Genomic DNA, 26,097 nt, shown 5'->3' with positions numbered 1-26,097 from the left:
GTACAATATTTTCCATATGGCTATCCATCCGGTGCGTTTTGGATTAATTTGCACCCTATCCGATGGATAGCTTCTCTGTCCACTCCTGCCTCGCTAAAATTGTCCGGACTATTGATAATTGGCTAACTAGCTAAATTTTAAGCAGAATGCTTTCAAGTATCATCCTAAGTATTATCTTGTGAATATTTAGTTTGATGTTACTGGGATTACTTATGAGCCTGCAGGACTTGTAAACTATCGCCTGCATATAGTCTGCGATCGCAGTGAGTAAACCCAACTTTTTGAAGCATTTGCACTAAATCCAGATCTAACAATTGCCAAGCGGTTTCCGTTTCAAATAAACCAAAAAATAGCGCAATACCCGGCATCATCCAAGCTTGGGGGCGATGGAAATCTGCAATTAGAAAATAGCCCCCCGGCTTCAGTATGCGATAGGCTTCTTGAAAGATCCGCTGCAAATTCTTCGGTGTCATTTCATGCATGGCAGCGCTGGTGTGCACAATGTCAAAGGTGGCGTCCGCAAAGGGCATTTCCTCCGCAAAGGCTTCCACATAGGTTGCTTCCGGCACATTGCGTTGCGCCCGTTGAATCGAAAACGGCGAGGCATCCAACCCCGTCACATGGCGCGATCGCCGCACTAAAAACTGTGTCGTTTGGCCGCAACCACAGCACAAATCCAGTACCGTTGATTCCGGCGTAATCTCAATCCCCTCCAACGCCAACTGGCGAAAGCGGGCTTCCCCCCCAACGGTTAACGCTGCAATCCGAGAAATGCCATCGTAGAGCCACTGATAGCGATAACTCCAATCCCGTAAAATTGTTGCCATAACGATTGATCTAAATGCTTATATTATTGTCTCCTTTCCTTTGCATTTCCGTTTGTTTTATATTCATTTATTGAATGAATTTATTGAGTGGCTACAGGATCTGGGTTGCTTACAACTTGGATAAGCTGGGAGCAGAGCGTTGGTTCTTGGCGATCGCGGCTTCAACGGCGGCCTGTTGATCGCGGCGGGTGATCCATTGGTGATAGGTGCGGGTATGGACAGCAACGGAATGGCCCATCATCTTCGCGGCGACGGTATCCGGCAAGCCAAAGTGAATCGTCCGCACGGCCCAGGCATGGCGCAGATCGTAGGGCGAAAAGGGCACCCCATAACGCCGAAACTGGGCGGTTACCCGTTGCCCGACCCGTTGTAGGGTGGTTTGCGTCAGATCTGTCGTGATGTCCGGTAGGTGAAGCGATCGCAGGTTAAATTCCTCAATCCATTCCGGATAGAAGGCCCAGACCTCATGGCTTCCAGTTTTTGTCGTGTCCAGCACCTGAATGCTGTTTTCCCCCTGCTGGAGGAGGCTGTAATCGCAGAAAAAGACCTCATGGTTCCGTAGCCCAAAGGTTGCCATCACGCCGTAGACAAACTGCCATGCGGGATTGGGAATGGCGGCCCAAGCTTGCACGATCGCCTCATCACTAGGTAAATTCCGGGCTTGGGTGCGACTGTTGTTATAGTTGCCAGCTAAGGTTTTTAGCTCCGTGGGCAATTCCAGATTCAGGAATTCCGCAAAGGCTGATAATGCTGTGCAGCAGACCTGCCGACTGCGAGACTGGAGCGCCGTGCTATGAACCGTTTTGTAAATTAACTCCGGCAACGTGAATTGGGGGTGCTCCTGGGCCATGGCTTCCAACTTGCGCAGATAGGGCGCATAGGCCGAATTCCAGGTCGTTTTAGTCGCAGCGGGCTTGCTAAGTCGATCGTTCGCAGTGAAAAATTGCCGTTCAAAGGCTTGGATCTGCTCAGCCAGATCCAATTGACTGAGCCGTTTGCCCGCTTCGATCGTCAAATAATCCCGCCAATCGAAACTCTTCTGGATTAACTGAGCCGCAATAATTTTGGCTTCCTGCTCAATTTGCTTCAGACCCGCTGGTGTCGCAGGTAGCCCCAAGCTCAACCGCTGTTGGTAGGGGCGGAGTCGTCCACAGCCGGGGCGGGGCGGAAAGGTTCCCCGTAGATTTAACTTGGTGCCCCGCCGTTCGATTTGCACCCCTAAGCGTGCCATCTTGAGGCGTAGATTCAATTGGGTGATTTTGCTATCTAGAGCGTCAAATTCGGCCATTATTTCCTAAAGATTACGATCGTAAATTAGTCGCTAATGCAAAGAAATGTCAACTAAGTTTGATATTTGTATCGATGGCATGATAAGCAAAGTTAATGTCACACGGTCATTATCAATCGTTCAACCTCGATCGTTCAACGGCGCAAGGTTTGATTCGGATCTGCTTTTTATCAGAGCACCTGTAAAACCCAAGCCTCGACGAATGGAGAATGTTAAAATCATTTACAAACCTGAGACTTAAACTAAGGGGCGAGACATTGCTATGGGGCGAATCGGCGTTTTATTGCTGAATTTGGGAGGGCCAGATCGCCTAGAAGATGTGCGGCCTTTTCTCTATAATCTATTTTCTGATCCAGAGATTATTCGCCTGCCCGTTCCCTGGCTCCAAAGCCCCTTGGCATGGCTAATCTCCACCTTGCGTGCAAAGAAATCTCAAGAAAATTATAAAAAGATTGGCGGTGGGTCTCCCCTGCGGCGCATTACCGAAGCTCAGGCCAAAGACTTGGAAACCTTGCTCAACCAGTCGGGCCAAGAAGTCACCGTCTACATCGGTATGCGCTATTGGCATCCCTTTACCGAAGAGGCGATCGCTCGCATTAAACGGGATAAACCCGAGCGTCTGGTGATTCTGCCCCTCTATCCCCAATTCTCCATCAGTACCAGTGGCTCTAGCTTCCGGGTGCTGGAGCGCATGTGGAATATTGATCCGGATCTACAAAAGATTCCCTATACCGTGATTCCCTCTTGGTATGACCATCCAGGTTATTTACAATCGATGGCCAAGCTGATTGCTCAGCGAATTGATAGCCTGCCGGATCCTGGCCAGGGCCATGTATTTTTCAGCGCTCACGGGGTTCCCGTCAGCTATGTGGAAGAAGCAGGGGATCCCTACCAAAAGGAAATCGAAGCCTGCGCCGGGTTGATTATGAAAACCCTAGGCCGATCGAATGACTACACCCTGGCTTACCAAAGTCGAGTTGGCCCGGTGGAATGGCTCAAACCCTACACCGATGAAGCAATCCAAGAATTGGCAGAGAAAGGGGTGAAAGAGTTGGTGGTGGTGCCCATCAGCTTTGTGTCCGAGCACATTGAAACCCTGGAAGAAATTGACCAGGAATACCGCGAAGTGGCTGAAGAAGCTGGAATTGAAGTTTTCTCCCGCGTTCCGGCTCTGGATACGGATCCTACGTTTATTCAAGCTTTAGCTGATCTGGTGCAAAAAGCCTTGCACGATCGGCCCATCTTGTTCGCGGAAACCGTGCAGCCCTCGGAAGATACCAAGCTCTATCCCCAGGAGCGTTGGGAATGGGGGCTGACCACTTCCGCCGAAGTGTGGAATGGTCGTCTGGCGATGCTGGGAATTTTAGCGCTGTTGGCGGAATTACTGATTGGTCGTGGACCATTACACGCCGTGGGCCTGCTGTAGCCAAGACTGTTGCCTAGTAAAGGCTGTTGCCTAGTTAGGATCTCTTAGCCTAATTGAGAGATCCTAATCGGGGTCTTGCTTTCCGTAGCGAGGCTGGAATCGATTGCGAGGCTTGGCCTGGGCACGATACCAATCCCGCCATGCCTTGGAACTCCGAATGGCAAACCAGAGCAGCAGCATGGCAATCAATCCGCCCTGCTTCGGAGCATCTAAGGCGAACAAAACCAGCGCAATACAAAGGAAATCCTGGATCAACAAAATCCAAACAGGAATGCCATTCCGCAAGCGATAGAACCAACCCACTTGCACCAGTTGTAGAACCAAAGCGAGTAAGCCACTGACTACTCCCAACAGGGCCACTAAATCGGCAGGTGCATCCATCGCCCGAGCGATCGCCACACCCATGATGCTACCCACGATCGGGCTACAGAATAACTGGAGAATTTGAACTAGCCGAATACCCACTCGATCCTTAGATGCAAATAACTCAAAGCATGACCAGCTGACCAAGATGCCTAGAACCACAGCAGGGGACATTGCTGAGAGCAGAGGCACTTGTTGCCAGAGTTGGGGGCCGGACAATAGCCCAATCATTAATAGAGGGAGTGCTATCCGAAGCCCTGCCGCTGCGGAAACGGAAAGAACGGCTAGGATAACTTCAATCATGGGAAATCGGATAAAGAATCAAAAATAGTTGAATCAGCAATAGTCTTGCGTTAGTTGAGTTGCGGCCCAACCCTCAAGGGTAGGAGTAGGATCTGATTCAATAGCTCAACTTCAATAGCTCAACAATTTCAACAATTTCAGCGGTTATCTTAGTGGCGACCATAGAAATTTAGGAGGACGGTTCAATCGGATATATCAAGGTTGAATAGAATCTATAGCAGTCCTAACTCGCAGTCCTAAACAATGCAGGGGATTCACGCATTTTGCTCTATCCCTGTTAAGTGTGGCATTTTTTCTAGAAAGGTGAAAATTATTTCATAGACTCAAGATTTGTTATTTCAGTGTGACAAGTCGATCGCTGTCTTTCTATGATTGATCCAAAACCCCCTTCAATCAATGAATGAAAAACGCTTGCTGGCATCCAGTCGGCATAAATTATTCCCTAGAGTGGCATGGTTGACAACGCTGGGGCGATCGTGACCTACATTGACACTAGCAAATGTGGAATATTGAGATTATTCCTGATTCCCGTACTGGTGGCTGTACCCCTTGTGACATCTGAATCCCTCGCTCGCTTGCTTCTCTAGATTGCGCACAAGCACCATCAGCCTGCTAACTTGGTGCTCTTTCAACTGTTTACCGTGGCTCTGGGCCCCCCATCAAATCCCGATCGCGCCATGGCTTTGATAGTCTTTCCCCTCAGAGGAACCTGGTATGAATCAAATGGTAACCCCTCCCACTTCTTTGCTGTCCGATGCCAGCCAACGTTTAAATCTAGCCCTCAAGTACGCAACTATCTCAGAAGATGCCATTCAGTCGCTCCAATACCCCAAAGCCAGCCTCAGCGTTTCCATTCCGGTGCGCATGGATGACGGTTCGCTACAGGTGTTTCAAGGCCATCGGGTGCGCTATGACGATACTCGGGGGCCAGGAAAGGGGGGAGTACGTTATCACCCGAATGTCAACTTGGACGAAGTGCAAACCCTGGCTTTTTGGATGACCTTTAAGTGTGCTGCATTAAATCTTCCCTTCGGGGGGGCCAAGGGGGGGATTACCGTCAATCCCAAAGTGCTGTCTAAGATGGAATTGGAACGGTTGAGCCGAGGCTACATTAGTGCGATCGCGGACTTTATTGGTGTGGACACAGACATTCTGGCCCCTGATGTCTACACCAACGCAATGGTCATGGGTTGGATGATGGACGAATATAGCACCATTAAACGTCACTATAGCCCTGGGGTCGTTACTGGAAAACCGATCGCCCTTGGAGGCAGCTTAGGTCGGGAAGATGCCACGGCCTTAGGCGCATTCTTTGTGATTCAAACCCTGCTTCCTAAGCTCGATCGGAGCCCCAAAAATACAACAGTGGCGATTCAAGGCTTTGGCAATGCAGGCGCTGCTCTAGCAGAATTTCTCTACCAGGCCGGGTATCAAGTCGTTGCTATTAGCGATTCCCAAGGGGGACTGTATGCCAAAACGGGATTAGATATCCCAACGCTACGGCAATTGAAGGAATCAACACGTAAGTTGCAAGCGGTATATTGTGATGGGAGCGTGTGTAACTTCACTGCCCATGATGTGATTAGTAATGAGGAACTCCTGACCCTTGATGTAGATGTTTTGATTCCCGCTGCATTGGAGAAACAAATTACAGTGAACAATGCCGATCTAATCCGGGCGAAATTCATTTTTGAAGTCGCAAACGGCCCCATTACGTCCCAGGCGGATGCCATCCTGGAAGCTAAAGGGATTCAGGTGTTTCCCGATATTCTGGTCAATGCGGGAGGGGTGACGGTGAGTTACTTTGAGTGGGTGCAGAACCGCAATGGCATGTATTGGTCGTTAGGCGAAGTCAACCAAAGCCTTCAACGCAGAATGATTGAGGAAACAGAGCGTATTTGGGAGGTCGCCCAACGCCAGAAAATTTCCATGCGAACGGCGGCCTACGTCCACGCGCTGCAACGGATCGGGGAGGCGATCGACGCTAAAGGAACCCGCGATTACTACATTAATTGATAGGCGAAAATTAATAGGCGAATGAATTGATAGGCAAAGGTGGTGACGGGTGTGGCTTGCTTGGTGGGGCTTGACTATCCGTTCCACCAGACCCCCGCAATCATCCCCGCCAACAAAATAAAGCCAATACCCACATTTTGCTTGAAGGCAGCGGCGTAGAACGGATGGGGAATGCGCAGTTGGGTTAATTTCACCGATTGCCAAGCCCAAGCGATCGCCGCGATCGCTAAACTTGCCCAAAACGGCCAACCCAGTTGCATCACCTGGCCCAATTTGCCCAGAATGACCGTTGTTGCAACGTAAAAGACTGCGATCGCTTGGGGGGCATAGGTGCCAAAAAAGAGAGCACTGGAATTGACCCCTAATTTGCGATCATCCTCCCGATCGGACATTGCGTAGACCGTATCAAAGCCCATCGTCCAGCACACCGTTGCGCCCCATAGCAACCAGGTTTCCTGTCCTAAGCAAGCCGTTGCACTGGGAACTACACCACAACTGACAGCACTCCAGCTAATCAAGACCGCAAAGCCCCAAGCGATCGACAGCACCAATTGCGGTACTGGAAACACCCGTTTCATGGCGGGGTAGAGCACAATCACGGGTACCGCTGCCACACAGATCCAAAAGGTTAACGGATTCAACACAAGTGCCAACCCATAGGCGCAGAGAAATCCCACAAGCATAACGCCGATGCCCACCTGAATGGAAAGGGCGCGGGAGGCTAAGGGGCGATTTTTGGTGCGTTCCACCTGCGGATCAATGTTGCGATCCCAGAGGTCATTAACCACACATCCTGCGGCACTGGTAGCCATGGATCCCAAAATGATAATTCCTACCAGTAGAGCAGAAGGATAGCCCCGTGTCGCTAAGAACACGGCCCAGAGCGCAGGCAGCATCAGAATGAGTCGTCCTTCCGGCTTGTCCCAGCGCAGCAAACGAACAATCGTCCACCAAGTGGGTTCTACAGGGGCAGTCTGGGATGGGCGATCGTGAAACATAGCCATAAATAGCCATTCAAAAGTACAAGACAAAGGGAAACGAATTCACCTAATCAACCCACCTAGTCGCTGAATCCTGGCCTGAGCAATCGCTGAAGCACTAGTTGGAGGAGTGAGGGGCTGAGGAGTGAGGCGTTACCAAACTGGAATTATGGTAGGGGGCGTTTTGTTGTGAAACAAGGGGGGCCTGCCTCAAAAGCTATCCTTTATCTGATCAAAAAAATCGGAGAAGCCAGTAAGATACCTGTGAGCAGCCATTGTTTGCGATCCTGTCTGCGAACGATTGCCTGCGATCTCTCGCTCTAGTTTTCTTGCATCCATTCTGCCCCCTTTCTTCCTGTTGCCGCTGTGGTAGCTATGGTGAATTCAACCCAGCCTTTGACCCCAACTGTTATGCCTTCTGATTTGTCCAACGATCGGGATTACATTCTGGCCTCCATTGATGTAGGCACTAACTCGATTCACATGGTGGTGGTCAAGGTGCAACCTGCCATCCCAGCCTTTACGATCGTGGCCCGTGATAAATCGACTGTGCGACTCGGCGATCGGGACAAGCTCACAGGCAATCTCACGCCGGTGGCCATGGAGCGAGCAATCACAGCGCTGAAACGGTGTCAGGACATCGCCACGAGCCTCCACGCAGATGAAATTATTGCCGTTGCCACCAGTGCAGTGCGGGAAGCTCCCAATGGACAGGAATTTCTGCAGACGGTTGAAAAAACACTAGGGCTTTGGATTAACTTAATTTCTGGCCCCGAGGAAGCTCGCCGAATTTACCTAGGCGTTCTTTCTGGTATGGCGCTCAATGCTCAGCCCCACGTCATTATTGATATTGGTGGAGGTTCCACAGAACTGATCTTAGGCGATGGCCACGAACCCCGGAGTTTGAGCAGCACCAAGGTGGGAGCTGTGCGCTTGACCGCCGATTTCATCTCAACGGATCCCATTAACTCAACGGAATTCCTCGCCCTGCAAGCCTATATTCGGGGGATGCTGGAACGTCCGATCGAAGAAATTCAAGCCCAAATTAAACCGGGTGAAACTATTAAAATGGTGGGCACCTCGGGGACGATCGAAGCCCTAGCCACGCTCCATGCGCGGGAAAAATTTGGTACCGTGCCCAATCCGCTGAATGGCTACCAAATGAGTCTGGCAGATTTACGGGATTGGCTAAATCGTCTGCGCCGGATGAAGTTTGCAGAACGGATTACGATTCCAGGGATGTCTGAACGACGGGCGGAAATTATCCTGGCAGGTGGCTTGGTACTGCAAGAGGCCATGACGTTGCTTGGATCCGAAAATATCACCATTTGTGAACGATCTCTGCGGGAAGGGGTTGTCGTCGATTGGATGATTACCCATGGGTTGATTGAAGATCGGCTGCGCTATCAAGGGTCTGTCCGGCAACGCAGTATCTACAAAACGGCGCAAAAGTATCAAGTCAACTTACCCTATAGCGAACGGGTGGCAAAGTTTGCCCTAGCTCTTTTTGACCAAACCCAAGGGCAATTGCACCAGTGGGGATCCGAAGAACGGGAATTGCTTTGGGCAGCGGCTATTTTGCATAACTGCGGTCACCACGTTAGCCATGATGCCCACCACAAGCATTCCTATTACCTGATTCGTCATGCCGATCTACTGGGTTACAACGAAATGGAATTGGAAACGATCGCCAATCTCGCCCGCTATCACCGCAAAAACTCGCCCAAAAAGAAACATGACACCTACCGCAACCTAACCAGCAAAAAACATCGCCGTGTGGTCGAGCAACTGCATCCCCTGTTGCGCCTTGCCGTTGCCCTCGATCGGCGACAAATTGGCTCTGTCAAATCCGTGCGGTGTCAAATTTTGACAGAACGGCAGGAAATGCGCCTCTTTATCAGCCCCGACCAGCCTAACGATGACTGCGCCCTAGAACTGTGGAGCTTAACCTACAAGAAACCTAGTTTTGAAACAGAGTACCGACTCAAATTAGTTCCAATTTTGGAATTGGAACCCGCTCGCGTTTAGTGTGGGTAGGGCAACTGATGCTGGTAACAGCATTCGCCTTTACAGCATTAGTCGTTCCAAGGCATGGGTGTCTGGAATTCGCATGACCTCCCGCTCGCGCAGAATGAGCTCTTTTTTCTCTAGCTTGCTCAGAACCCGTGTCACTGTTTCCCGCGCCAATCCACTTAAGCTACTCAATTCTCGGTGGGGAAGGTTGGGGACTTCAATGCCACCCGCGACCTTGATCCCTTGCCCCTCAGCCAAAAAGAGCAACACATCCGCCACCCGCGAAGTGCTATCTGACTCGCGCAGTCGCAGTCGCCGATTGACCTGCCGCAGTCGCCGTGCCATTAGTTGAGCAAGGCGGATCCCCGCTTGGGGTTCGGTATTCAGCAAGTTCACAAAATCCTGGGCGGGCATATTGCCAATCAACGTAGGAGCCAGGGTGATTACATCGGTCGATCGGGGCACTTCGTCTAGGGGAGCCATTTCGCCAAATAGTTCGCCCTTGCCCAAAATATTGAGGGTAACTTCCTTCCCGTCGAGGTTATAGGTACGAATTTTCACCCACCCACTCAGAATGAAATAGACCGAAGTGCCCCAATCATTTTCCAGCAGAATCACTTGATTAGGGGGATGACTGCGGGTCACCATATGGCAAACAGCCCGCTCCACAGCATCCTCAGGCAACCCCTGAAAAAAAGGAGCCGATCGAATCAGCATGTCGCCATTAGATTCCCGCGATGACCAATCTTCCATAACCCCCTAACCAAACGTCCAATATTCAAACTTTATTGCCTAAATTTCGCAGCTGTTTCAGGAACAAAACTTCTCCCCTCGTCTAGACGCAGTTTGGAGCAGTTGGATTTGTAGATACTATCATTCACCCTATTGATGTAAATAGGTCAACATCAATATAGGTTACCTGCTCTTCAGCATAACGGCTTCATTCTAGGCGCTGAATCCTGCTTTGTATCTTTAAGTTTTACGTCGTTAGCCAGTTTTACCTCCCTCGATGGTTTGACTGCGCTACGCTCTCCAACAAGGTTGCTCGTTCGATCGCTAATTTTCGCTCCCTGGCCAACGCTTCCCTCAGTCCTTGTACAGCCGCAGGTATTGGAGGGAAAACTACTCAGGATGCATTTCTACTCAGGATGCATTTCAATGTTTAATCCAGCTTGCTCAACCTCCATTGCCCAACCCACATTGCTGTTCCTCTACAAAATCATAGTTCTAGGCACAGCATACCCTGGGAACTTGGTATCCTTTTCATCCCGGCTGAAGATGGTTAGGGCGTGTCTCCCAAAGTTGGCTCGATTTTTGGATTTTGAAGATAGGTTCATCAGCCAATTCAATGTCTGAGTCTGAATCAGTCTGACTAAAAATTTTCTCTTGAGGTTTTCACTGAATCAGGGATTTGCTAAGAATAACATCTCTGATTTTTCCCCCCGCCCCATCCATCTACTGATTGGAATTTTATTTGTACGCTGTTTCCTAACCTGGTCTGCTCAGTTTTGGTTTCACAAATTCTATGGGGCGGCCCAAAATGGGAACGGAAATAGGCACAATGACGATTGGGCACAACAATGATTGGGCACAATAATAATTGGTCTCAACGACTGTGAAAAGACTGTGAAAATTGAGATGCCCTATCAGTTAGAACCTTAGCTGTCCAATTCCAGATTGTCGGGATCCAGTCAATGTTTCTGTAGCTGCAAATGTTTCTATGGCTGCATTGGTTAATCGACGGGTGAAGTTGAGAGTTATGTGAGGAAGGCTGTGTGACCTACCAAATTGAACAAGTTCAAGCTCTGATTGCTGAAATCGATCGGGTATTACGTCAACCTAGGAGTTTCCGCTTTTGGACGTACTGGACGCGATTGCGGCTTCAAAAGCGTACGCTAGAGCGAGTTCGCAACTTTTTGGTCATGCAACAGAGGCCCTCGATTTCCGCTCCGGCTGAAATGACTTCGCCTGCTTCAGTACTGCCTACAGTGGCTTCTCTTGGGGCTCTTAGTTCCGATTTAGAGCAGTTGCGTCTTCAGCTCATCCAACCCCTGCAAACCGAAATTGCGACCCTCAATCAGCAACGGGATAGCTTGCTTCAGGAAATCCGCACTTTAGAAGCCCGCAAAGTCCAAATCCTGAGCCAACCACAGCCGACGCTAGACAGTGCAGAAGTAGAACGGTTACAAGCTCTCCGCGATCGTACGGATCATCTGCTCACCAGTATGGATACCAGTCTCCATCTGGCTTTAACTTCCTTGCAAAGAAATCTAGACACTTACCAAGAGTCCTTAGCCCAAGGCATCGATCGCATGCATGGTTTAGGCCATCAAGGGGAAGTTCTCTTTAGTTCCCTCGTTAATCATCTCGCTCAGCAACTGGGTCGTGAAGCTTCTGCTTACATTCATGCCCCTCAGGCAGAACCAGCGTTGGATACAGTGCAACCCACTACAGAACCAGAAACACCTTCCCGTTCGCTAGTCGTCTCATTCCAGTCTTCCCAGAATCAGATTTCTGAAGAGCAAACAACCGCCTTCCCTTCAGAGCCGAAATCTGTTTCAAATCCGGAGAATTTGTCTCCCGTTCTCCCCCAAGCGGATTTGCAAGCAGCCTCCCAAGCGGCCTCTCAATCCGATACCATTCATAACCTTTCAGACTTGTTCGATATTTGGGAGGAGCAAGGAGAATCTTTGCATTCTAAAGCATCCGAGTCCCCATCTCAGGTAGGACAGCCTGCCGTGAGTGAAAGCTTGGTGGAAGATTTGACTCTCAGTACTATGGACGATTTGTTCGCCGATGAATTCCTGATTCCGGACGACAATGCCAGCCAAGTTACCGTTGAAACGTTATTTGATAGTCCCGAATGGGACTCTGATACTCCTGCGGGGAATCCTGTGCCTAGGGCTATTCAACCAGTCGCTTCTCATCCAGCGAGCAATCCAGCGAGTCTGATGTCTGATCAACAGGGCTCTGATCGCAGGGATCCCCCTCCGTCCAATGACCTAACCTTAGATGAGATTCATGCAATCTTCGCAGATGCCCCTTCGGTAAGTTCTACGCCTCAAGATGTCAAATCCGATCGTTCAACTTAATGAAAGTCCCAATCCAAATAATTCATTAAATGTGAGTCTCCAACGAAGGGAGTCAGCAGGAAGGGCGAAAGAAGCGATTACAAAGTAATCAAGAGCGATGATACGGATCTCCAGACTTGAGCATAGTTGCCATACTTGCTAGAGGGTGCAATCTAGTGAGTGAAGTTTTTAGTTGGTGAAATTGAGTTATTGAAAGCCCTCATCAAGAAAGTGAGCAGCGCTCAGTTTGGCTTGAACCTATGGGGAGTGACGTACGCCTGATTGGAGTAAGTCCAGTGCAACCCTAGTAGAATTCCGCTGATTGGCGCAGAGATTCCCGCTACTTCAACCAGAGGTATAACCTTAGCTAGTTGACTATTTCGTGGGATTTGGGGGGGGGATGAAGAGATTTCACTCTTTGTAGGTATCAAGTCTCCAAAAGTCAGGAATATTTCTGAGAGATTATACCTGAACTTCATAAAACCCCTAAGCAGTTCAAAGATTGAGCAAAAGTGTCCATGAATGCTGGCTTCCAGCTGATTATGCCCCATAAGATGTGGTCAAGAGAGACATGAGTTGTTTATTCAAACCTGACTGCTACCCGTGATTACCACTACTCCCTCTAAACTAGCTTCCGCCCCTAAGTTGATGACTAAAAGCCCAATTCCTCTTCGTTCCAGAGAAGTAGGTATGAGTGCTCCTTTTCCTCTAGCTCCGTCTACAAGATCGACTGTGATTGATCGGCCTCATCCGTCAATCCATAGCAAAGCGAAACGACTAATTGATATTGCGGGTGCAGTCCTTGGTCTGCTGGTCACAGCCATCCTATTTGTTCCGATTGCGATCGCGATTCAAATCGATAATCCTGGTCCGATTCTTTACAGCCAGTGGCGCTGTGGACTGAATGGCCGCGTTTTCCGGATTTGGAAATTCCGATCGATGGTGACCAATGCTGATGCGCTGAAGCAAAAGCTGCAAGAGCGGAATGAAGCATCGGGTCATGTCTTTAAGATGGAAAATGATCCCCGAGTTACCCGTGTCGGTAAGATTCTTCGCAAGACCAGCCTAGATGAGTTTCCTCAGTTCCTGAACGTTCTACTAGGTGACATGAGCCTAGTGGGAACGCGGCCTCCCAGCACCGATGAAGTCTCGAAGTATGAAGCTCACCACTGGAAGCGCTTGCTGGTGAAGCCAGGCATTACCGGTGAATGGCAAGCCAATGGACGGTCATCTATTAAAGATTTTGAAGATATTGTCCGGCTAGATCTTGAATACCAGCGTAAATGGTCGATTCAATATGATTTACGCCTAATCCTGAAAACTGTCTTGATTGTATTTACCAAAAGTGGTGCTTGCTAATTCTTGTAACCTATCAACATTTTTAAAGTTATCCCTGAGTTCATGGTTTGAGGAGTCCAAAATGGGCTCCTTTTTTCATGGTTAACCTTTTTCAGAGATTTCCGTTGTCAACTCTGCGTTGTAGGGTAAGAAGAGGAAGACAGCATGAAGAACTTTGAATGAATTTACCCCAAATAAACTTACCGACTTGGATCACAATTTCACGATTATTGGGTGTCCCTATTTTGCTGTATGGATTGCAGAATCCTACGGATACAGTGCGGTGGTGGATGGTCGGTATTTTTGTGCTGGTGTCGGGTACTGATTGGCTAGACGGATATCTGGCGCGACGGTTGAATCAAGTGACGGACTTGGGTAAGTTTTTAGATCCTTTGGTGGATAAGTTACTGGTGCTTGCACCGTTGATGTCGTTGGTAGAATTGGGGCAGATTCCAGCTTGGGGCGTGTTTCTGATTTTGGCACGGGAATTAACGATCGCAGGTTGGCGGGTTAATCCTTCGCTGCAAACAGGTTCAGTGCCAGGGGCTAACCTATGGGGCAAGGTGAAAACCGTAGTGCAGATGATTGCGATCGCGTTACTGATTGCTCCCTTACCGACGGCCTATCAGCCCCTGGGGATCCTGATTTTTTGGGTTTCCGTGGGACTGACTTGGATCTCGGGTCTGATTTATCTCCTGCCGCAAACGTCTGACGCCTAAATTCTGGGGGATTTGTAGGGAAAATTGCAGTGGCGGTAGTAAGCAGGCGATCGTTATGGCAGGGTGGGGGCTTCTGCGGTGGACGAGTTCAGCGGTTGCATCCAGAAAAAGTCGGCTATGGGTCGGGTTTCAGTCGTGACAGATTGCAGGTCAGGGCTGGGATTGAGCAACAGGGTGAACTGGGTGAACTTGGGGAATCGATCGCGCAGACGACGGGCAACCCGTTGGGGAATGCCTTCACCGTAGGTCACATGGCCCTGCCCAACGAGAACGACGACTAAACGATCGGGATTAGCTTGCACAAGCTGACTGATGCGTTCTGCCATGGTTTCATCCCACAGCACTTGGGCCTGGAAAAAGCGATCGAACTGTTGGCTATTGCCTTTGCCTTGGTGCATGTCGTTGTAAAGTTGCTGCAACCGCTGGCGGTAGGAATCTGGTTCCAGGCGAATGGCCGATAGAGGAGGAATAAAGCGACGATCGGTCAGCTTGAGGCTATCCAGTCCTTTGCGTCCCACCTGGCGCACCACTTCGCTAGGGGCATTCAGGGCAACGACGGGCAATTGCTGCTGCTTAGCAAATTGCACGATCGGCTGGTAAAACCGCCAGGGAAAGCCCCACCGTTTTTGATATTGGGTGCGCTCTAACAAGATTTGCTCGCTGATTTCGCCCTTGAGATAGCGATCGAGCACCGATTGAAAGGGGCGTTGGAACATTTCCATCGCGATCGTCAAGTGGGGGCGCTGGGTGTGGAGTTGTTCCAGAATGAAGCGCTGGGCTTGGTGATCGGCTTCGCTGTCGTGGATTTCGCCGAGGTAAACGACTTGGGCCTGGGCGAGTTGCTGTAACACCTCAGCCATGGGATGTTCCGAGGATAAACCGGGGGGAACTCCCACGGGAGGTACGATAACCCGAGCCGATGATTGCATCGGCTGATCTCCCTGGGGTTCCAGTGCAAGGGCTGGGGACAAGTGGCCTGCACTGGGCAACGTACAGCCAATTAAAATACCGAGCCAGCAACCGCACAATTGGACGATCGGGCGAGCGATCGGGTGGGAGATCGGAAACATTCGGGGTGTCTTTTTGAAAGTGTTCATCATCGCTTTCAATTGTGCCATGGGAGTTTAGTCAGTGGTGGTGGCGGCAAATTCTCGCACCTGTTCGGAGCGCATTGGGTTAACGCGCCCGACCACATCCCCTACAATGAAAAGGCTGTTGTGATTGCGAAGAACGCTGTGGCTTTCAAAGTTGGTTTGTTGGGACTCGGCACCGTTGGCACTGGCACTGTGGAGATTTTAAATACCCCAAGCCAACGTCATCCCCTTTTGCGGGAATTGGAAATTCATAAAGTCGGGGTGCGATCGCTGGATAAGCCTCGGACAGTGGAGATTCCCGCAGAGCAGCTCACGACGGATCTCGAGTCGATCGTGACCGATCCTGAGGTGGATATCGTCGTCGAAGTGATGGGGGGATTGGAACCAGCCCGATCGTTGATGCTGAAGGCGATCGAGCAGGGGAAGCATGTCGTTACGGCCAATAAGGCAGCGATTTCTCGCTTTGGGGAAGAAATTTTTACCGCAGCGGCAAAGCATGGGGTTTATGTCTTGCTGGAAGCGGCGGTGGGGGGAGGCATTCCGGTGATCGAGCCGTTGAAGCAGTCCCTCTGTGCCAACCGAATCAACAGCGTTACTGGGATTATCAACGGGACAACCAATTACATCCTGACCCGCATGGTGCAGGAGGGGGCGGATTTTGGGGATGTGCTAGCCGATGCGCAACGGTTGGGCTATGCGGAAGCTGATCCGACGGCGGATGTGGATGGTTGGGATGCGGCGGATAAAATTGCGATTTTGGCATCCCTAGCCTTTGGGGGACGCATCGATCGGGAGGCGATTTCCTGTGAAGGGATTCGCGAGGTGAGTGCGGCGGAAATTGCCTATGCGGATAAGTTGGGGTTTGTGATTAAGCTATTGGCGATCGCGAAACGTCCGGAGTCCGGAGATGCGCTGCAAGTGCGGGTGCATCCGACGCTGGTGCCCAAGGCCCATCCCTTGGCGAGTGTGAATGATGTGTATAACGCCATTTTGGTGGAAGGCGATCCGGTGGGCCAGGTGATGTTCTTTGGTCGCGGGGCGGGAGCTGGCCCGACGGCAAGTGCAGTGGTGTCGGATATTCTCAATATTGCGGCGCTACTGAAGGTGGGTCGTGATTGCGCGAAGCAGGCTGATGGAACGCCGTTACTTGATCCGTTGCTGGCTTGTTCGCACCATGACTACTGCGCGATCGCGCCGATGGATGATCTGGTGACGCGGTTCTATGCGCGGTTCTTGACCCAGGATTATCCGGGGGTGATTGGCAAGTTGGGCACTTGCTTTGGGGATCATCAGGTGAGTCTGGAGTCGGTGGTGCAGGCGGGGATTCGCGATGGGTTGGCGGAAATTGTGGTGGTGACCCACGATGTGCAGGAGGGCAACTTCCGTAAGGCGTTGGCGGAAATTGAGCAAATGCCAGCAGTGGCGAAGGTGGCAAGTGTGTTGCGGGTGTTGTAGGTGGGCTGGCGGTTATATCTGTTTCTACGGATCAAACTGTAGCTCCATAAACCCCAAAAAATATCTTGCTAAACTGAGGGTAGCGATCGTGTACCTGAAGAGTTATGTCCACTGCGACCATACCAGGTTTAAGTTTGGAGGAATTTCTGGCATTGCCAGAAACAAAGCCAGCTAGTGAATTCCTAAACGGTGAAATTGTCCAAAAGCCCATGCCAAAAGGAAAGCATAGTCGTTTGCAGCTGAAACTTTGTGACTGCATTAATGACTATGCTGAGGCTGGGCAAATTGCCTATGCTTTTCCGGAGTTGCGCTGTAGTTTTGGTTCCCGATCGCTAGTGCCTGATGTGGCGGTGTTTCGGTGGGAGAGAATTCCGTTTGATGCGGATGGGGAAGTCCCGAATGATTTCCGGCTAGTGCCGGATTGGGTGGTGGAAATTTTGTCCCCTGACCAGAGTTCTAACCGGGTGATTGGCAATATTCTTTATTGCTTGGAGCAGGGGTGTCAGTTGGGGTGGTTGATTGATCCTGCCGATCGATCAATTCTTGATTTTAAAGCGGGACAGCAGCCTATTTTGTTGCGGGGGGAGGATTGCCCATCGGTGCTACCGCCGCTTTCGCTGGCGCTAACGGTCAATCAAGTGTTCAGTTGGTTGAAGATGGCAAACGCCTAAGACTGAGTCTCCTCAATTTAGATTTCAAGTGAAATAATTTTTTCTAGTTCGATGATCAAAGTCGGTAAATCATGGGTCACAACTTCCCAGACAATGTTCAAGTCGATCTCAAAATAGGCATGGGTTAAGCGGTTGCGCATGCCGATCATTTGTACCCAGGGAATATGTGGGTATCTGGTTCTAAGATCGGCTGAAATTCTGCCTGCGGCTTCTCCAATGATTTCGATATCTTTGACTAGGGCTAATGCCATCATACGATCGCTTTCCAACTCTGATCGGCTGCGATCGCGGATGAAACCCACCGCTTCCAGAGCAGCATCACGCATGTGGCGAAGTCGAGTGGCGTCGTCAAGGTTGGACATAGAGCACCAAAGCTTCAGCAAGTACGCGATCGCGGATATAGCGGCTCAGTTCGTGGGGGGTTCGTAGATCAACGGTTCGACTCTCCATGAGATGAGAAAGTTCTTGCTGGAGAGTGATAATGGCAAATCCAGGCGTTTTTCCTGGCTCAAATTCGACTAAGACATCAATATCGCTATGGGAGCTAAAGTCAGCGCGTAAGACGGAGCCAAATAAAGAGAGCTTGCGGATGTGATGTTCCTGGCAAAACTCAGCAATTTTAGCTTGAGAAATTTGAATAGGCAGAGTAGATTGCATCGTTTCTCTACTGTCAACAAGGAACTGCTTTGTTTCTATTTTATCTGAGTATTAAAATGCTTGCTTTTACTGGTGCCGTTGGCTCCAGCTCGCGATCGCACTCGAAGGGTTTGCATCAGAAGTCTCCTTTTTCTTGAATTTTACGATCGTACTTCTGGATGCGTCACCCTGGGACGGGCAGGGTTTGATACGATCGCTTCGCTTTCATTGTATTGGGGAATAGGTGTGGTCGAGGTGGAATAGGGCGATCGGATGATGGGAGGAGAGCGACCTTACCATTACTTTTTGCTAGTGATAATGATATGGCGGTGTTTATCTCGAAATTTTAGAAAGGCAATGAAAACAGCGACTGGTTGAAGTTGATCGGTGGTGAGGTGTCTGCAATACACGAGGAGGGAGGTTAAGTTACGCCAGGTTCTTCAGGGTCTTCCCCGATCGTTTGCTGTGATACATGACGGATATGAAGAATGCGAACCGTTGATGGGTCGGGTTCCTCCAAAATGATAAAAAGGATGCGGTATGAGTTACGTCCTCGTCCATAAAGTAACTGACGAACCTCTTGGCTAAAATACTCATTCTCTCGGGCCAAGGAGCAGCGTTTAGGCATTTGAGACAAGGATGAAATAGCTTGTAGCAGCCCGGAGTACCACTGACGAGCCTTTTCAAGAGAAGTAACTTGGGATAACCGTAGAAATGCACCGTCTGCTTCTGCTTCTGCAATGCTTGAAATTTCGATGCGGTACTTCATGAATCGGCTGACAGGTTGTGCTTTTTGCGTTGTTCTTCAGCAAACTCTTGAAAAGACCGGAATCGTCCTGACTCAAAATCGTCTAATCCTTGCTGAATACCCTGGATAGCTTCTTCTGAATCCTGCTCTTCCCACTTTAAAATACTAGCTAACAATTCAGATGCAACAAGGTTAACATCTTGACCTCGCTGAGCAGCTTTGTCAATCAGCAATCCTTCTAACTCTGGGCTCAGAGTAACCACTATTGCCATCGATCGACCTCCTAGGGCTAGAACCTTTAACCGTATTTTAGCAAAAGCAAGGGGAGGGCCTGAATCGTTAGTTCTTGAGATGGCAAGGTAAGGAAGCATAGCCCCTAATTCCAATGACGTGCTTACTCTTTTCGCAGTTTCTCCAGCACCTCTTTAGCTTGCTGGTAATATTGATCGCGATCGTTGGCTAAGGCAAGCCAAAATCCGGTGACAACGATGATCATATTTTTGCTGAAGCTGTTCTTGGAGAACCGCTTTATAGTTTACTGAGAGATCAGATTCAGCGTAGCCGCAGCCGATGAAACCAGATTGGGTTAGGGCTTCTAGTGGTGTCTTTTGGGGGGGTGTAGTTTTTGATAGTAGTAATCGATCGCGATTCTAATCGATTCGTTAATATCTTTCTGAGTTTGTTGCTGAATGTATGCGAGCTTATTTACAGAGTCGCTGTCTAGTTCAGGGTGAATTTACATCTTGGGGTTCTCCGATGGGTGCGGTTGGCGAAGAGTAGAACTCTGAAGGAATCGCTTCGCTTTCATTGTCTTGGGGAATAGATGCGATCGAAGAGGGATCGCACGATCGCTCTCAATGACCACCCTCTCTGCTTCCGTGGACGGGTTCCTGGGTAAATGAGCCAGTTACTTTTGCTAGAACCTCGATCGATTAAATGCTGGGAAAACGAACGGATCAATGTCGCAAAAACCTCGATCGATGAGTCTGCGCCGAGTCTCGAATAACATTGATAATTCGATCGATGAAGCGATCGTAATTACCACAATTCTGAAACGTAAGCTGAAATGCTGGAAAGACAGAGAATGGAAGGGGGGTTTTCTCTCTGGGCAGTCAGCATAACGTTCGCAATCACCGGACTCAGAAAGTCTAGCCATCAATTATTATACTTCAAAGTTCCGATGCATTGTGCTTGTTGGGCTATTTTGTGATATTACTGATTATCTAATCTTAGTGCGGTTGTCATTTTCAAAATTCATAGCTTTATATTCTGCCTCCGAACATACTGTCATATCAAGTATGTCAAGCTGTGATAACTTTTCTTTGAATACTTTATTTATGCTTTCTACTGTTGAAGAAATTAATTTCTCAGTGGCACCCACTGGATAGATCAGAATGAGATCAATATCTTTGTAAATTTCCCGTCTTAAATACGAACCAAATACATACACTCGAAAATCTACAGGAACTGAGGCTTTATCCAACAGAAGCTTTAAGTGGCTAAGACGACTAGTCCTCTCTTCTTGTAAAAGATAGTTCAGAAATTCGTCACCATTTTTACGGATTGCACCCATGAATGTCTTAAGCGTGAATAAACCGATTTTATGATCAATGCACAGAGCTTTGGTTTCCTGTGTATAAGTCCCATAGGGGCTAGAACAGATAATTACATCAACCCCTGGATCGATCGCCATAATCTGTTCGAATGTATATTCGGTAAAGAAATAAGTATTTGTCGCAAATACCCGAAGGCTGCGATTATCTTTAAGATCAACATCAAACATGGCTATATTGAGTTTCTCCATCCGTTTGATAAATGAGTGGGTTGCCAAAAATTTCTCGATATATGTTGTAACTGTCGCCGTTCTAAATTCAATTTCTTCTTCGGGTCTGTTCTCTGAACTTTCTACAGGTAAACTGAGGCTCTGCTTGATAAAGTTATCAAACTCTTTGGGAAATAGCTTATAGTCATTAACCTTCTTTTCCAACAGGCAGTTGTCTCGAAAAGAATCTGAATGAATTTTATAATTCAGCATTTCTCTATACAATTGCCATGGATAAGGGAAATTATTCTTGTTAGTCTCAATTAACCCAACTATCCTCTGGTTGTTTGGAAGAATCGTGTCTAGGCAGCGTCGCCGCCAGATGGTAGATGCGTCGCCAGAAGTTCCATTCAATGCCTGACTTGAGAAAGGCCCATATTCTTCAAAGATCACTTTATTCTCAATCAACAAGTCGTTGACTTGCTCAAGTATTTCTCTTTCATTACGAATCTGAGGATAATCAAAGAGTGAATTTATCTTCATTTCGTGAGATGACTTCCATTCCTGCATTTGCTCGACAGAAAATTTATTCTCTAGCTCGTCAACAACTTTGTGACACTCCAGGCAAAGCATCACTAGATTAGTCATTCCATCTTTGTCAATATAGTCAGCTAATTCATGTTCACTTCGCGGGCCATTCTTACCATGACCGATTATGTGAGCTACATTCGCAAGGCTAACTACATCATCCTCGACCTCAGCGAAGAGATACTTGTTACAATTTGGGTTTTGACAGAAGCCACCACACTGCGCCCAAAGTTTACGAACAATATTTGTTGCGATACTTTTGCGACTCATGCTTGCTCCTGACTTACTCGGCAAAACATAGTGATTAGACTTTAGCAGCCTGACTTAATTCAGCTTTAATATGCAGCCTAACGCAAAGATCACCTGCTGTGAGTTGATTTTGCTGGAAATAGTGTAGCATTGCCAGTCAGGTGCGACGATCGATCACACTAGGCCAATGATAAAGTTTCTAGATTTTTACCGAAAAACGACTGCCTACGAAACAATCTGAAAAGCCGATCGAACTTTGCATCACACAAATGAGGGAGAAAATGTACGATCGCTCCTCAAGTACCTCGATCGCTGCTTTTACTAACCCCCCGAGCGCCGTAGTAAAGGTGCCCACAGACTCCAAGATAAGCAGACCTGCGGGACACTTACGCCTCAGCTTTTACCAACGGCGTTGCAACACGCTAACCCATTCGCCTTCTACCCCAGGCACAGGCATGGGTTTTCCCCAGTAAACCCTATCCACAAATCCGATCGAATGTAATCGGTTAATGATTGACTCAACCGTTTCCTTCGTGCCAAAAAGCTGTAACCGATAGTATGGATGCAACTGTTCGATCGAGCGATCGCTCCGATCGCTAGAACCTTTCGCCATATTGTGAGCTTCTCCTGTTTGTAGTGAATCCTATCCCGAATGCAAACTTACTCCCTCCGAATCTGGAAGAAGAGCTGGGGATGAGGGCGGAAAAAAGCCCAAAAATTTAGAGCCACCCCGTTTGACATCACAAACAAGAGTGGCTCGGTCAGATGTTAAAATCCTCATCAAGCCTCCTTGCTGCACTCTCAGCGAGGGGGAATAGCTACCCGGAGTTGTCTCACCAACGAAGGGTAGTGCCCTAAATTTTTAGGATACAAGCGACCCCATGCTTCGTAACAAACCGTCTTACGCAAGAAGGATGTCCATGGCGAATCGCTATGACTGAACACAGTACAAATAAACGCGCATGCCTGTCAATCCCACTTTACAAAACTGCTTAATTTGTATTGTTGTGAATTAACATTGACTATCTAATTCAGCAGATATAGCCATAGCCCACAATTTAGGATAGCGGCATCAAATAAATTCATTTATGATACAAATCCGATCCCCCCTAGCCCCCCTTAAAAAAGGGGGAATTCGGTCAAATTTTTTCAAAGTCCCCCTTTTTAAGGGGGATTTAGGGGGATCGGATAGCTAGAGCTAGCAAAGATAAGGTTGTTCTACTTGGCTTGACGACAGCTACATTTATGCAAGCAATTAAGCAAAAACAGCGACGATCGCACTAAACACGATCGCCGCTGTTTCACTGTTAACATCTATACCGATTAATCAACTGTTAATTAATCCAATCATCAATCGAATTAGTCACCCGTAACAATCTTCGGCACCTTAAAGAAATCATCTTCCCGATCGGGCGCAGAATTCAGAATTGCCTCCCGGTTTTCGTAGGCCCGTTGCACATCCACCCGCGTCACATTACTCACATCGATCGCCCGAGTCGTCGGTGGCACATCCGCCACATCCAACTCATTCAACTGCTCCACATAGTCCAAAATGCTTGTGAGTTGCCCCGCAAATTTTTCCTCTTCCTCCGGCGTCAGCGCCAACCGAGCCAACGTCGCCACCTTATGAACCTGTTCGCGATCGAGGGACATATCTCAACCTTGCCTCCAGAAAACCGTCGTTTATTCTAGCTCAGAAATCGCCATCCCAAAAAAACAGACCGGAATTAGAAATAGACATCGATCGTCGATCGGCCCGTCGTCTTCAACCAGTTCTGCGCTTCAATGTAGTTATTCGGCGCAAGCAAAATCGCCCGCTTCCAATACTCCGCCGCCTTATCAAACAGCGCTTCCCCTTCCTCATCCAAGCCCTCTTCCTTGGCCTGCTCCCCTTGGTAATGGTAAATCACCGCAATATTGTTCAACGCCTGGGGCATCCGAGGATTCAGTTCCAGCGCCTGGTGATAATAGTCCAGCGCTTCCGCCTGATCACCCACACTCGCCTTGATCAAACCAATGTTGTAGAGAATAAAGCTGCGATCGTTGCTATCTTCCTCCAGCTTCAGCGCCTCAAAGTAGTTATCCAGCGCCTCTGCATATTCCCCATCCGCCTGGGCAGACATCCCATCCCGATAGTAAGCAAACGCTTCCTTTTCCTTTTTGCTGGCGGGAAACACCTTGAGGATGATATCCGCCATCACGGTAAAGCTTTTATCAATGAAGTTGTCGTTGCGTTGGGATCTAGGCATGACTGTCTCGTTAAAGCAGCAATTTATCTAGCTCCCATTGTAAGGGCTTGGGGTATCACGGGTTGGGGGAATGCCGCAGGAAACGATCGCCGCAACCAAGGCACCATTTCCTGCCCCCGAAACAGCGTCCAATCAGTATTTCCCAAGGGCACCCAAAAAAAATCAAAGGCGATCGGGCCTTTGCGCGCCCCCGAAAATTCTTCATAATGCCGCCACCGTCGGGGCGCAGGGGCCGTTAGTTGCAAATGGAAGGCATGGTATTCCCGCATCCGCGCCTGTCCCACCTTCCAAAAGCTACCTAAATAATCCACAATCTGAACCGCCTTCAACCCCGTTTCTTCGTACACCTCCCGCAACAGGGCATCGACGATCGTCTCTCCCGCTTCGATCGACCCCCCTGGAACCTGAATGCCAAAGTAAGGATAATCTTCCTGCCGAAACACCAATAGTTCTTCTTGATGGGTAATGTAGGCCAGAACTTTGCGTTTCACCGATGGGGCAGGAGGAGGATTCATGACAGCAGTAGGATGAACGATCGAGCAACTATGCTAACGAAGTTTCCCCAACTCGGCATGGGGTGAAACACCGTTTTCCAGGAATTCTGCAATTGCCAAAAAATTGCTATTGATCATTCCACCCCTTTGACCGGAATTTTCATCCCCGATCGCCCGAATTCCTTTTAAGATGAAAGAAATATTACGAAATGTAACGATATGATGAGTCCCGCAAAATCCATTGCAGTCATCGGAGCCGGAATCGGAGGCTTAACCGCTGGTGCATTGCTGGCTAAACGGGGCTATCAGGTCAAAATTTTCGATCAGGCGATCGTGCCGGGGGGTTGTGCGTCCACCTTCCAGCGGCGGGGCTTTACCTTTGATGTCGGGGCGACCCAAGTTGCTGGATTGGAACCGGGCGGCATTCACCATCGCATCTTTACCGAATTGGGAATTGATCTGCCCGCCGCTACCCTGTGCGACCCAGCCTGCGCGGTCTGGTTGCCCGGTGAAGCAGAAGCAATCCAAATTTGGCGCGATCGGGCGAAATGGCAAGCCGAACGCCAACGGCAATTCCCCGGCAGTGAACCCTTCTGGCAATTGCTGAATACCCTGTTTGAAGCCAGTTGGAAGTTCCAAGGCCGCGATCCAGTTCTCCCCCCCCGTAACCTGTGGGATTTGGGCCAACTCCTGCAAGCCCTCCGCCCCGATACCTTAATCACGGCCCCCTTTGCCCTGTCTACCGTAGGCGACGCGCTGCGATGGTTTGGCCTGTACAACGATCGGCGCTTGCGCACCTTCCTCGATGTCCAACTCAAGCTCTATTCCCAGGTCAACGCCGACGAAACCGCCCTTCTCTACGCCGCCACCGCCCTCGCCGTTTCCCAAGCCCCCTACGGACTCTGGCATTTGCAGGGCAGTTTGCAAGTCCTCAGCGATCGCCTCACCTCCGCCCTAGAAAACCACGGCGGCAGTCTACACCTGCGCCACACCGTCGAAGCCATTCACACCAACGGCACCCAAGCCACGGGCATCACCGTCCGCAATCAAAAAACTGGGGAAACTTGGATCGAAGCCGCCGATCATATTGTGGCCAACGTGACGGTGCAGGATGCCGTGCGACTGCTGGGCGATCGAGCACCTAGGGGATATCGCCAACGGGTCGATCAACTCACCGATCCTTCTGGAGCTTTTGTGGTCTACCTGGGCGTTGATCAATCGGCCATCCCCAAGGACTGCCCCCCCCATTTGCAATTCCTGTACGACTACAACGGCCCGATCGGAGAAAATAACTCCCTCTTTGTCTCCGTCAGCAAACCGGGGGATGGCCGCGCCCCGGAAGGGAAAGCTACGCTGATTGCGTCCTCTTTTGTCGATGCCAGCCCTTGGTGGGCCATCAAAGACAAACCCGAAGACTACCAAGCCCGTAAACAGGCTTATACCGACACCGCGATCGCGCGATTGGCCCAGCATTTTGATCTAGAAGGTACGATCGTCTATCAAGAAGCCGCTACACCGTTGACCTTTTGGCGCTACACCGCACGGCACAAAGGGTTCGTGGGTGGTGTAGGAATGCGGCTATCCACCTTTGGCCCCTTTGGTTTTGCCAATCGCACCCCCGTGCCCCACCTCTGGCTCGTCGGCGACTCCACCCATCCCGGTGAAGGAACCGCAGGGGTTAGTTACTCTGCTCTGACAGTGGCACGCCAGATTGAAGCTTGCAATTGAAACCAAGGTTCGGGAAGTCGGGAAGGCTCCTTTTAAGTGCAACTGGTGTGTGGTATCGCAACTGGTGAGTAAGGACTGC

Annotated in this window: 26 protein-coding genes; 11 read left to right on the top strand and 15 right to left on the bottom strand. The window is 49.5% G+C overall.

Features of this window, described 5'->3' with window-relative positions:
- Window positions 1-206: 206 nt before the first annotated feature.
- Both ACN4EG_RS11850 and ACN4EG_RS11845 read right to left on the bottom strand, forming a co-directional pair.
- On the bottom strand, window positions 207-827 hold the full coding sequence (locus tag ACN4EG_RS11850) for a class I SAM-dependent methyltransferase (RefSeq protein ID WP_431629677.1): 621 nt from the start codon (window positions 825-827) through the stop codon (window positions 207-209).
- 109 nt (window positions 828-936) lie between these two features.
- Window positions 937-2,115 (bottom strand): site-specific integrase, encoded by a 1,179-nt coding sequence (locus ACN4EG_RS11845; protein ID WP_431629675.1) that lies wholly within the window; start codon window positions 2,113-2,115, stop codon window positions 937-939.
- A 262-nt stretch (window positions 2,116-2,377) separates the two neighbouring features.
- Here ACN4EG_RS11845 and hemH point away from each other — a divergent pair, with 262 nt between their 5' ends.
- Window positions 2,378-3,541 carry a ferrochelatase gene (gene hemH, locus ACN4EG_RS11840; RefSeq protein ID WP_431629673.1) on the top strand — a complete coding sequence of 388 codons (1,164 nt, stop codon included), beginning with the start codon at window positions 2,378-2,380 and terminating at the stop codon, window positions 3,539-3,541.
- Window positions 3,542-3,604: 63 nt separating this feature from the next.
- On the opposite strand, the gene ACN4EG_RS11835 is transcribed toward hemH, so the two are convergent.
- Window positions 3,605-4,207: a DUF4126 domain-containing protein gene (locus ACN4EG_RS11835; protein WP_431629671.1), complete on the bottom strand. Its 603-nt coding sequence runs from the start codon at window positions 4,205-4,207 to the stop codon at window positions 3,605-3,607.
- Window positions 4,208-4,659: 452 nt separating this feature from the next.
- Here ACN4EG_RS11835 and ACN4EG_RS11830 point away from each other — a divergent pair, with 452 nt between their 5' ends.
- Window positions 4,660-4,794, top strand: coding sequence for a hypothetical protein (locus ACN4EG_RS11830; RefSeq protein WP_431629670.1), 135 nt, complete (start codon window positions 4,660-4,662; stop codon window positions 4,792-4,794).
- Window positions 4,795-4,921: 127 nt separating this feature from the next.
- Complete coding sequence (locus tag ACN4EG_RS11825; RefSeq protein ID WP_431629668.1) at window positions 4,922-6,223, top strand: Glu/Leu/Phe/Val family dehydrogenase; 1,302 nt, start codon at window positions 4,922-4,924, stop codon at window positions 6,221-6,223.
- Between the two features lie 74 nt (window positions 6,224-6,297).
- On the opposite strand, the gene ACN4EG_RS11820 is transcribed toward ACN4EG_RS11825, so the two are convergent.
- The gene (locus tag ACN4EG_RS11820; RefSeq protein WP_431629667.1) at window positions 6,298-7,227 is read right to left on the bottom strand and encodes a 4-hydroxybenzoate solanesyltransferase; all 930 of its coding nucleotides are present in this window, start codon (window positions 7,225-7,227) and stop codon (window positions 6,298-6,300) included.
- Window positions 7,228-7,578: 351 nt separating this feature from the next.
- Between ACN4EG_RS11820 and ACN4EG_RS11815 the strand changes: the two genes are divergently transcribed.
- Window positions 7,579-9,231: a Ppx/GppA phosphatase family protein gene (locus ACN4EG_RS11815; protein ID WP_431629665.1), complete on the top strand. Its 1,653-nt coding sequence runs from the start codon at window positions 7,579-7,581 to the stop codon at window positions 9,229-9,231.
- A gap of 39 nt (window positions 9,232-9,270) precedes the next feature.
- Here the strand turns inward: ACN4EG_RS11815 and ACN4EG_RS11810 are convergent, their stop codons facing one another.
- Window positions 9,271-9,969: a Crp/Fnr family transcriptional regulator gene (locus ACN4EG_RS11810; protein WP_431629664.1), complete on the bottom strand. Its 699-nt coding sequence runs from the start codon at window positions 9,967-9,969 to the stop codon at window positions 9,271-9,273.
- Between the two features lie 1,022 nt (window positions 9,970-10,991).
- On the opposite strand from ACN4EG_RS11810, the gene ACN4EG_RS11805 reads away from it, so the two are divergent.
- From ACN4EG_RS11805 to pgsA, 3 genes are all read left to right on the top strand, one after another.
- A complete protein-coding gene (locus ACN4EG_RS11805; RefSeq protein ID WP_431629662.1) occupies window positions 10,992-12,308 on the top strand; it encodes a hypothetical protein in 1,317 nt (438 codons plus the stop codon).
- Between the two features lie 669 nt (window positions 12,309-12,977).
- Window positions 12,978-13,646 carry a sugar transferase gene (locus ACN4EG_RS11800; RefSeq protein WP_431629661.1) on the top strand — a complete coding sequence of 223 codons (669 nt, stop codon included), beginning with the start codon at window positions 12,978-12,980 and terminating at the stop codon, window positions 13,644-13,646.
- A gap of 158 nt (window positions 13,647-13,804) precedes the next feature.
- A complete protein-coding gene (gene pgsA, locus ACN4EG_RS11795) occupies window positions 13,805-14,344 on the top strand; it encodes a CDP-diacylglycerol--glycerol-3-phosphate 3-phosphatidyltransferase (RefSeq protein WP_431629659.1) in 540 nt (179 codons plus the stop codon).
- Window positions 14,345-14,397: 53 nt separating this feature from the next.
- On the opposite strand, the gene ACN4EG_RS11790 is transcribed toward pgsA, so the two are convergent.
- Window positions 14,398-15,462 carry a ChaN family lipoprotein gene (locus ACN4EG_RS11790; protein ID WP_431629658.1) on the bottom strand — a complete coding sequence of 355 codons (1,065 nt, stop codon included), beginning with the start codon at window positions 15,460-15,462 and terminating at the stop codon, window positions 14,398-14,400.
- A gap of 117 nt (window positions 15,463-15,579) precedes the next feature.
- On the opposite strand from ACN4EG_RS11790, the gene ACN4EG_RS11785 reads away from it, so the two are divergent.
- Both ACN4EG_RS11785 and ACN4EG_RS11780 read left to right on the top strand, forming a co-directional pair.
- Window positions 15,580-16,893 (top strand): homoserine dehydrogenase, encoded by a 1,314-nt coding sequence (locus ACN4EG_RS11785; protein ID WP_431629657.1) that lies wholly within the window; start codon window positions 15,580-15,582, stop codon window positions 16,891-16,893.
- A 104-nt stretch (window positions 16,894-16,997) separates the two neighbouring features.
- The gene (locus tag ACN4EG_RS11780) at window positions 16,998-17,564 is read left to right on the top strand and encodes a Uma2 family endonuclease (protein WP_431629656.1); all 567 of its coding nucleotides are present in this window, start codon (window positions 16,998-17,000) and stop codon (window positions 17,562-17,564) included.
- A gap of 17 nt (window positions 17,565-17,581) precedes the next feature.
- On the opposite strand, the gene ACN4EG_RS11775 is transcribed toward ACN4EG_RS11780, so the two are convergent.
- The 4 genes from ACN4EG_RS11775 to ACN4EG_RS11760 form a co-directional block, all read right to left on the bottom strand.
- Window positions 17,582-17,926: a HepT-like ribonuclease domain-containing protein gene (locus ACN4EG_RS11775; protein WP_431629655.1), complete on the bottom strand. Its 345-nt coding sequence runs from the start codon at window positions 17,924-17,926 to the stop codon at window positions 17,582-17,584.
- Window positions 17,913-18,221: a nucleotidyltransferase family protein gene (locus ACN4EG_RS11770; protein WP_431629654.1), complete on the bottom strand. Its 309-nt coding sequence runs from the start codon at window positions 18,219-18,221 to the stop codon at window positions 17,913-17,915. Before ACN4EG_RS11770 ends, ACN4EG_RS11775 begins: the two co-directional genes overlap by 14 nt.
- 400 nt (window positions 18,222-18,621) lie before the next feature.
- Entirely contained in the window at window positions 18,622-18,969 is a 348-nt protein-coding gene (locus tag ACN4EG_RS11765) for a type II toxin-antitoxin system RelE/ParE family toxin (RefSeq protein ID WP_431629653.1), read from the bottom strand.
- Window positions 18,966-19,220 carry a hypothetical protein gene (locus tag ACN4EG_RS11760; RefSeq protein ID WP_431629652.1) on the bottom strand — a complete coding sequence of 85 codons (255 nt, stop codon included), beginning with the start codon at window positions 19,218-19,220 and terminating at the stop codon, window positions 18,966-18,968. Before ACN4EG_RS11760 ends, ACN4EG_RS11765 begins: the two co-directional genes overlap by 4 nt.
- Before the next feature lie 687 nt (window positions 19,221-19,907).
- Here ACN4EG_RS11760 and ACN4EG_RS11755 point away from each other — a divergent pair.
- Window positions 19,908-20,069: a hypothetical protein gene (locus tag ACN4EG_RS11755; RefSeq protein WP_431629650.1), complete on the top strand. Its 162-nt coding sequence runs from the start codon at window positions 19,908-19,910 to the stop codon at window positions 20,067-20,069.
- 98 nt (window positions 20,070-20,167) lie between these two features.
- Here ACN4EG_RS11755 and ACN4EG_RS11750 read toward each other — a convergent pair whose 3' ends face one another.
- The 5 genes from ACN4EG_RS11750 to ACN4EG_RS11730 all read right to left on the bottom strand — a co-directional run bounded on the left by ACN4EG_RS11750 (window position 20,168) and on the right by ACN4EG_RS11730 (window position 24,311).
- Entirely contained in the window at window positions 20,168-21,568 is a 1,401-nt protein-coding gene (locus ACN4EG_RS11750; protein ID WP_431629649.1) for a hypothetical protein, read from the bottom strand.
- 379 nt (window positions 21,569-21,947) lie between these two features.
- Complete coding sequence (locus ACN4EG_RS11745) at window positions 21,948-22,160, bottom strand: hypothetical protein (protein ID WP_190574683.1); 213 nt, start codon at window positions 22,158-22,160, stop codon at window positions 21,948-21,950.
- Between the two features lie 746 nt (window positions 22,161-22,906).
- Window positions 22,907-23,200, bottom strand: a complete 294-nt coding sequence (gene gatC, locus ACN4EG_RS11740; RefSeq protein WP_431629647.1) for an Asp-tRNA(Asn)/Glu-tRNA(Gln) amidotransferase subunit GatC — start codon at window positions 23,198-23,200, stop codon at window positions 22,907-22,909.
- Window positions 23,201-23,274: 74 nt separating this feature from the next.
- Window positions 23,275-23,796, bottom strand: a complete 522-nt coding sequence (locus ACN4EG_RS11735; protein WP_431629645.1) for a photosystem I assembly protein Ycf3 — start codon at window positions 23,794-23,796, stop codon at window positions 23,275-23,277.
- Window positions 23,797-23,819: 23 nt separating this feature from the next.
- On the bottom strand, window positions 23,820-24,311 hold the full coding sequence (locus ACN4EG_RS11730; protein WP_431629643.1) for an NUDIX hydrolase: 492 nt from the start codon (window positions 24,309-24,311) through the stop codon (window positions 23,820-23,822).
- A 198-nt stretch (window positions 24,312-24,509) separates the two neighbouring features.
- On the opposite strand from ACN4EG_RS11730, the gene crtD reads away from it, so the two are divergent.
- The gene (crtD, locus tag ACN4EG_RS11725; RefSeq protein ID WP_431629642.1) at window positions 24,510-26,018 is read left to right on the top strand and encodes a C-3',4' desaturase CrtD; all 1,509 of its coding nucleotides are present in this window, start codon (window positions 24,510-24,512) and stop codon (window positions 26,016-26,018) included.
- The last annotated feature ends 79 nt before the right edge of the window (window positions 26,019-26,097 follow it).

Origin of the sequence: Alkalinema pantanalense CENA528 (assembly GCF_050753345.1) — a bacterium.
GTDB lineage: Bacteria > Cyanobacteriota > Cyanobacteriia > Leptolyngbyales > Leptolyngbyaceae > Alkalinema > Alkalinema pantanalense.
The sequence above is the reverse complement of the archived record's forward strand: the minus strand, read 5'-3'. Positions and strand labels throughout refer to the sequence as shown.